This is a genomic window from Ruegeria sp. Ofav3-42, assembly GCF_022347725.1.
Taxonomy (GTDB): Bacteria; Pseudomonadota; Alphaproteobacteria; order Rhodobacterales; family Rhodobacteraceae; genus Ruegeria.
Genome location: NZ_JAKRGB010000004.1, coordinates 298,136 through 305,331, shown reverse-complemented (window position 1 = coordinate 305,331; position 7,196 = coordinate 298,136). Strand labels below are relative to the sequence as shown.

General features: G+C 53.9%; 8 protein-coding genes. 4 read left to right on the top strand and 4 right to left on the bottom strand.

What is annotated here, in order from left to right; genetic code table 11:
* On the top strand, nucleotides 1-285 hold a 285-nt coding region (locus tag MHN28_RS09135), incomplete at its 5' end, for a transposase (RefSeq protein WP_239338170.1).
* Nucleotides 286-540: 255 nt separating this feature from the next.
* Here the strand turns inward: MHN28_RS09135 and MHN28_RS09130 are convergent.
* Nucleotides 541-897 (bottom strand): SDR family oxidoreductase, encoded by a 357-nt coding sequence (locus MHN28_RS09130; protein WP_255732331.1) that lies wholly within the window; start codon nucleotides 895-897, stop codon nucleotides 541-543.
* Here MHN28_RS09130 and MHN28_RS24980 point away from each other — a divergent pair.
* Both MHN28_RS24980 and MHN28_RS09120 read left to right on the top strand, forming a co-directional pair.
* On the top strand, nucleotides 813-1,118 hold the full coding sequence (locus tag MHN28_RS24980) for a response regulator transcription factor (protein ID WP_370645678.1): 306 nt from the start codon (nucleotides 813-815) through the stop codon (nucleotides 1,116-1,118). The genes MHN28_RS09130 and MHN28_RS24980 overlap by 85 nt on opposite strands.
* 669 nt (nucleotides 1,119-1,787) lie before the next feature.
* Nucleotides 1,788-3,461, top strand: coding sequence for an acetolactate synthase large subunit (locus MHN28_RS09120; protein ID WP_239338166.1), 1,674 nt, complete (start codon nucleotides 1,788-1,790; stop codon nucleotides 3,459-3,461).
* A gap of 136 nt (nucleotides 3,462-3,597) precedes the next feature.
* Here MHN28_RS09120 and MHN28_RS09115 read toward each other — a convergent pair whose 3' ends face one another.
* Entirely contained in the window at nucleotides 3,598-4,353 is a 756-nt protein-coding gene (locus tag MHN28_RS09115; RefSeq protein ID WP_239338164.1) for an MBL fold metallo-hydrolase, read from the bottom strand.
* 219 nt (nucleotides 4,354-4,572) lie between these two features.
* On the opposite strand from MHN28_RS09115, the gene MHN28_RS09110 reads away from it, so the two are divergent.
* Nucleotides 4,573-5,448, top strand: a complete 876-nt coding sequence (locus tag MHN28_RS09110; RefSeq protein ID WP_239338162.1) for a 1-acyl-sn-glycerol-3-phosphate acyltransferase — start codon at nucleotides 4,573-4,575, stop codon at nucleotides 5,446-5,448.
* A gap of 117 nt (nucleotides 5,449-5,565) precedes the next feature.
* Here MHN28_RS09110 and MHN28_RS09105 read toward each other — a convergent pair whose 3' ends face one another.
* A complete protein-coding gene (locus MHN28_RS09105) occupies nucleotides 5,566-6,609 on the bottom strand; it encodes a glutathione S-transferase C-terminal domain-containing protein (protein WP_239338160.1) in 1,044 nt (347 codons plus the stop codon).
* Nucleotides 6,610-6,619: 10 nt separating this feature from the next.
* The gene (locus tag MHN28_RS09100) at nucleotides 6,620-7,186 is read right to left on the bottom strand and encodes a hemerythrin domain-containing protein (protein WP_239338158.1); all 567 of its coding nucleotides are present in this window, start codon (nucleotides 7,184-7,186) and stop codon (nucleotides 6,620-6,622) included.
* Nucleotides 7,187-7,196 lie beyond the last annotated feature (10 nt).

Below are 7,196 nucleotides of genomic sequence, written 5' to 3'. Positions count from 1 at the left end.
TGTTGCCCGAACGCCGATGCCCGCAAGATCACCCGTGAGGAGCACGAAGACGCCCGCCGGGTCGCGCGCGACATCGCCAGGACCCGTCAGTACGACATATCGATGAAGCTCAGGAAGAAGGTCGAAATGCTCTTTGCCCACTTAAAACGCATCCTGGGCCTCGGACAGCTCCGATTATGCGGCCCATGTGGTGCCAATGACGAATTCCTCCTCGCCGCCACCGCCCAGAACCTCCGCAAACTGGCAAATATCTCTCCCGCACCGCAGCAAACGCGAAAAGCCTGATAGGAAAGGCCACAGCGCCGTATTCTGGTAGACATTTTCAGCACCAGCAACACGGGGTTATTCAATAGAATCGGCAGATAGCGGTCAGTGGTTCGCTACTTTCTCTTGCTTTGGAGCCAATTACTTAGCTCAAACTCGAATGATCTTTCTTATTGAGGTTTGGCAAATGGCTGGTCCTTCTCCGGCAATCCCGTTCTGGATGTAATACGGAATGTTCTTCAACTACCGTTCACGGGCCCCAAACAAACTATTCATCTAACCCTTCACGTACCAGCCGTTATCAACATAGGTAGCAGTTCCATTGATGAAACTTGCGTCATCTGAGGCAAGGAAGATCACGGTCCTGGCCACTTCTTCCGGGTAGTAAATTCGCCCTTGTGTTGAAGCCATTCCGCTGTCCTCCCATTCCTGACCAGCAGCATCTAGTTCAGCAATTTCCTTCAGCCCATGGGGTGTTTCAACAAATCCAGGACAGATCGCATTGCAGCGTATTCCGGAGTCTCGATACTCGGTAGAGATCGTGCGGGATAATTGCAGGACGGCGGCTTTGGACATGCAGTACCCTATGTTCTGGGCGACGTTCAGGTGCGGAAACAGGGCGTAAAGAGGCATTTGAAAAGTTCGACGAAGGTCTTCTGACGCCACGCGAAAAGGAGGTCGTCGAATTTACCCTCAGAAGTCATTCTGCAGATGCTGAGGGCCGAATACTGGGTATCTCTCCAGGAGCGGTTCGTATCCACCGCCGGAACATAAAACCCAAGCTTAGGATAAGATCCCAGGAGGAATTGTTCTCAAGATTCATCGATGCATTGTTAGATCCGGAAGAAAATTGAGACCCTGAGAAATGAGCCGTTTGGAAATTTTCTGAAACCGGTTGGCTGATTTAGGATGAGCGGTTGGCTCCGCTCAGCATCGAATGACAGGTTTGGCTGCTTTGGTGGTTATTTTCCGAACTTCGGCGAACGTCTTAACTATACCCAAATTGGCAATAGAGCTTGGTTCGGCGAATTTCCCCTTTTTGTTTCTGAATTTCACAGGAGCCTTTCTAACAAGGTCAACAATGGGCATGGTCCGGACTATGAAATTGGAGTTCCAAAGCAAGCGTTTTCATTTCCGCCCTCTCGTTGAGGGCGATATTGATATTGAACTGGCACTTTGGACGGACCCCGAGGTCGTTCGTTTCATTGCGGGCGAGGTCTCCACTGCCGAAGAAATCCGCGAACTAATGCCCGTCGTGACAAAGCGCGCTGGTAGACACCGAGAAGTACGGTTGGCCTGCTCGCACCGCAACACTAATGTCCGCCACTGTGGCTGTTGAAGCTCTGCCACGCTCGTGTTGTATTGGAATTTGGCCGATGGGTATCGATGGATGTGCTGTTTTTCGAACCCGAATAGTCGCAAGCCGCTGAAGACTGAGCGGCCGGAACCTAATTTAAATGGGTCAGAATGCCACCTGCATGTCAGGCCAAACCGACGGATTTACCGTGATATCAGGAGAGCACATGCCTGCTTTTGACCAAACCGCGTCGTCTTTCACCAAAGCCTCGGATTTGCTGGTCGCAGCGCTCGAGGCTGAGGGCGTTGAGTATATTTTCGCCGTCCCCGGTGAGGAAAACCTGGATGTGCTGGAGTCTTTGAGAACGTCCAAGATTGAACTTGTTCTGACCCGTCACGAACAGGGCGCGGCATTCATGGCGGCAACATATGGGCGTTTGACAGGAAAAGCCGGGGTCTGCATGGCAACACTGGGTCCCGGTGCCACAAATTTTGCCACACCCGCCGCCTATGCGCATTTGGGTGGGATGCCGCTGGTTATGATCACGGGCCAAAAGCCGATCAAAAAGTCGAAGCAGGGCCAGTTTCAGATCATTGATGTGGTAGGTTTGTTCGACCCGATTTGCAAGATGTCCAAGCAGATTGTGCACGGCAACACCATCCCCTCGTTAATTCGCGAAGCGTTTCGCGTCGCGCAAGAGGAGCGCCCCGGCGCCGTTCTGTTGGAGCTTCCCGAGGATATAGCAGCCGAAGACACCACCGAACCCGTCCTGCAACCTCATCCGCGATACTACGCTGTGGCTGGTGACACGGTTCTGAATGAGGCGGCCGAGATGATCCGCTCGGCCAAAATGCCTTTGCTGTTATTGGGGGCAGGTGCCAACCGGAAACATGCCCGCAGTGCGCTCAGTCAATTTGTGAATGACACGCAGATTCCGTTCTTTGACACGCAGATGGGCAAAGGTGTGGTGGACGAGCGGTCCGATCTGTTTTTGGGAACGGCAGCGTTGTCTGATGGGGACTACCTGCACTGCGCGATCGAACGGGCTGATCTGATTATCAATGTGGGCCATGACGTGGTGGAGAAGCCTCCTTTCTTTATGACAGAAGGCGGAACCAAGGTAATCCATGTGAACTACAAAGCCGCGCAGGTCGACCAGGTTTATTTCCCGCAGGTCGAGGTCGTTGGCGATCTGGCGCAATCCATAGAAAGACTTGGGAAAAAGCTTGGTGGCCCATTGGATTTTGACCGCAGCTATTTCGAACGGGTCAAACAGGAAACCGATATGCACATCTCGGCCGGGGCAGATGATCCGCGCTTTCCGGTCATCCCGCAGCGATTTGTTGCCGATACGCGCACAGTCATGCGTGACTGCGATATCATCGCGCTGGACAACGGCATCTATAAGATCTGGTACGCGCGAAATTATCAGGCCTACCAGCCCAATACAGTCTTGCTGGATAACGCACTGGCCACAATGGGGGCCGGCCTTCCCTCAGCCATGATGGCGGCCAAACTCTATCCTGACAGGCGCGTCATGGCGATTTGTGGCGACGGTGGCTTTATGATGAACAGTCAGGAAGTTGAAACGGCCGTTCGCTTGGGCCTCAATCTGGTTGTGACGGTGCTGAACGACAGCTCGTACGGGATGATCCGCTGGAAGCAGTCTCACGCCGGGTTTGAAGATTGGGGGCTAGAGTTCAAAAACCCTGATTTTGTGCAATATGCCAGAAGCTATGGTGCGACCGGCCACCGGGTAGAGCGAACTGAGGATCTGGTCCCCACCTTTGAGCAAGCGTTTGCAGCGGGTGGCGTCCATCTCATCGATGTACCTGTTGATTACAGCGAAAACCAACGCGTGCTGATTGATGAACTGGCCGAAAAAGTGTGTCTAATCTGATCCGTTTTTCGAAGGTTGGTCGGAGCGACTTGGCTTGAAGCGGGCAGGGCGTTGTAGGGCGTGAAAGCACAATTAGATCCATGCGGGTTGGGCCTTATGCGCCCGCTCGTTTCTTTACACCGTCGATTAGCGAAGCTCAGCTATAAATCTCTGGAGCTTTTCTTAGGCCGGGCCATTGTTTCGGGCAATGACCGTAAATCACGAACGCGTCTTTCTCTGCGGCCAATTTCATCAACCGTTCTGCGCTGGCATTTGCCGCAGCCTCGTTCCACGCCCCTACAAACTTCTCGTCAAATTCTTCCACTCTCGAAATAGCGTCGCTGGTCAACATCACCGCTTGTGACGGTAGTTCAACCAATAGTGCAATCTGCCCCGGCGAATGACCCGGCGCTTCCAACACCGTTAGCCCCGGGCCGACACGCACATCACCCTCAACGTTAAGATAGTCACACTCGGGCCAGTCCATTGGGCGCGCGTTGCCCCAGTACAACGGCTTGGCGAGTTTGCGTTCATTGGCAGAGATCAGGATCGGCGCCTCTGGAAATGCATGCAACCCGCCCACGTGGTCGATATGGGTATGCGTGCAAACATGAAGTGTGACCTCTTCAGAGGTTAACCCCAGCTTTGCCAACTGTGCTGCAGGTAGGTTGCCGAGTTTGCACTCAAGAACCTCGCCAAACTCATTCAAACGGTCTTCCTTTGAGGCAGCTTTGGCATCCTTAGCGTATTTTTCCGGGAGGCCAGTGTCGACGAGGATCGTTTCATTTTCATCGGTTTGGATAGCAAAGCCCGAAATGCCGATTATGCGACCGTTGGAGTGAACCTTGAACAAACCGTAGTCCAATACGGCAAGGCTCACCGGTCGACCTTTGATAAAACCTGCAGCCTGCACTCGGTCTCTCCTCCGTTGTCCGGCAAGAAATTGGCGTACACTTCGAAAGCCAGTGCGCATACGCAATTACGATACCAAATGGATGGCGGGGTGCCTCCCCGGGTAGTCAATCTAGCCAACCCACAGTTAGTACCACAGAAAGATTCAAAAGTGTTCGCTTGGCCGTGTGCCGTTGTTGGTAATGCGTGTTAGCTTTGCGGTAACGACGGGGCAACGGTATTGACCAACGACAAGAAACACGATCCGCTGGATGCACTACTGCGCGCTCGACTGCGCATTCCGGTTGGCGCTGACCTTAAGCTAAGGGCGCTATGCCAGTTAATGAAGGGCGTTGACTGGATCAGTCGCACCGCGACCGGCCAAGCGTTTTTTGCCTTGAATGAAACAGAACAAATTCTGTTAGAGCTTAAGGAACGTACTGGGCATGAACTGGTACGAGCGGTGCTTGCGATGAATGGGGGAACTGTTGTCAAAGCCCACGGGCTTGAGAACATTCCTGCTTGCGGCCCTGTCATCATTGGATCGACGCATCCAATCGGCACTTTCGATTTCTTGGCCCACGCAGGAGCTCTGCTCAACCACCGTCCGGACCTAAAAGTTGTCGCCGGGCGCGAGGCCGAGCGGTTTCTTGGGCGCGATTTGATCGTCCCGGTGGACTTGGACCGACAGGACAAAGTGCTAACGGCGCGCCAAACTCGCGCGGGTATGTTGGCGCATTTGAAGGAGGAGGGTGCGCTGCTGGTTTTCGGCTCGGGTCGCGTGCCAGCATTGAAAGACGGACGTCTGATCGAGCCGCAGTGGCGAACCGGAGTGACTCGTGTTTCCGCAGAAAGCGGGACACCGATTGTTCCCGCCTCGGCGAACATGCGTAACTCGCGGCACTACTACCGAACGCGACGATTGGCTGCGCTACTCAGCGGAGGAAACGATGAGGTCGGGCGCAGGGTGGCATCCCTAAGGTACGTGTCCGAGTTGATTGCTAAATTGGGTGGAACCTACGATGTGCACTATGGTCCAATACAGCCTGCGGGAACGGCGCCGCACCTTCTGAAAGAGCTTTCAGAGGGATTGGTACCCGGGCTCTACAAATCCTAGGACATTTCTGAAAAGCGAAAGAAGAGATCGGTCAACACCTTGGGTTGTTGGGGCCAGTGAGAGTTAGGTCGCGCGTTAGTTTTGGCCCAAGGCAAAAACTGCGCTTTTTCGATATGGCTAGTTCCGAACGTGCCCAGTTGACCTTGCCAATTCCGGATGCCCGTAAGCTTCTGGGTAAGGCATAGGCGCGAAAGGACCCAAAGGTATGACGCCATTCCAGCTACGGCCGAAATACCCTTGTCGGCAGTGGTCCAGGGAACTGCTCTGCGCAACGCCCGGCAAACTATGAACTCGGCAAAGCCAGCGCCACAGATGTGGGTAATCAAGGATTTTAGCGCCATTCAACTTCATGCGCAGGTAGTAGACAGGGTCGTGACGGTACAGCGTTGGGAACAGGCGCAGGTCAGCTTCGGTAAAGGTGTTGCCGGTCAGAAATAGGCGTTCATCACTGGCGAGACGCGCCTCAAGTTGGGCCAATGTTTCAAAGTATTTGTTGAACGCTTTGGCATAGATTGCCTGATCTGAAGAAAAACCAGCTTTGTACGCACCATTGTTGATATTGACGTAAATCAGCTCGTTCAATTCGTCGATTTCGCTCTGAGCCGCCGGTTCGTTGGGGTATAACTTCTGCTGTCTGGAAACGCTTCGTGAACTGCCCAGTGCAGTTGCGTGGTGATCCAGCATACGAATGATCTCCGCGCTTTCGTTGTTAACGATGCGGTTTGTCTTTTTGTCGTAGAGTAACGGAACCGAACGTTCGTCTGCACCTTCAGCCCGATAGATTTCCCGGACCAGGTTGAAACCCTGACCCGTGCCGGTTTCAGCCGTACACTCCGGCAAGGGATTGCCAGTCAAAGAAGCCACTTGTTCGGGTGTAAACTGCCACTGATTGGGGCCGTCAGGATGGTCTTCGCCCGTGCGGTTCGGAAAGGCCACGTCCATCGAGACGCTGTCCTGCAATCCCAACAAATTGCGAGCCAGGGTCACGCGATGGCACCAAGGGCAGTTCAATGCGGCAAACAAGTGATAACGGTTTGGTTCAGCAGGGAAATCCGGATCTCCAATCGTATGCCGGAAACCGCTGACGCCGCGCACGAATTCTCCTCGTGCGCGGCGTGTTTCCGCGTTTGACTGATCTTCCTGTTTAGAATGGTCGGTCATTCGGGTGGCCTTACCCTCTCAGGCGGTGATGGAGGATGATCGGAACGGCAAGTTCCTCTTCATCGCTCAGGTGGCGTTTTAGAAAGGCCTCGATGGCCTCAGAGGTATCACGCAATGTCCCCACTTCCGAACGGGCCTGAGCCTCGTCCAGATGAATGAGCTTTATCGCACGATTGGCCGTCCGGGTGTATTGGTCAAGGACCAGATCGAGATCTGCATGGTCCTTTTCCAGCACTTCTAACCCGGCATCAAAGCGGGAATCCGCTGCAGAAAGCTCGGGGAAATAGCTGCGATCTTCCCACCCGTGATGTCCATGCAGGTTCCCGACGAGGGCATTGCCATAATAGGATAGACGCGCTGCGTACTCATCTGGCGACAGGTTCCTTTCAAGGTAGTCTTCTGCATCCGTCCGAACCAGTTCGGCAAGGCGCCGGAACATCAGGTGTGCACCCAGCCAGTGACGCGTTTTCTCCTTGAAGCCGGGGTGTGCGTCCCAGCTGTCGCGAGGATACTTGTCGAGCAAGATCTGCATCTCACTTGGCATGTCTGCTGTGCGGATATTGTAAGTATCAAGCATGAGCTTACTC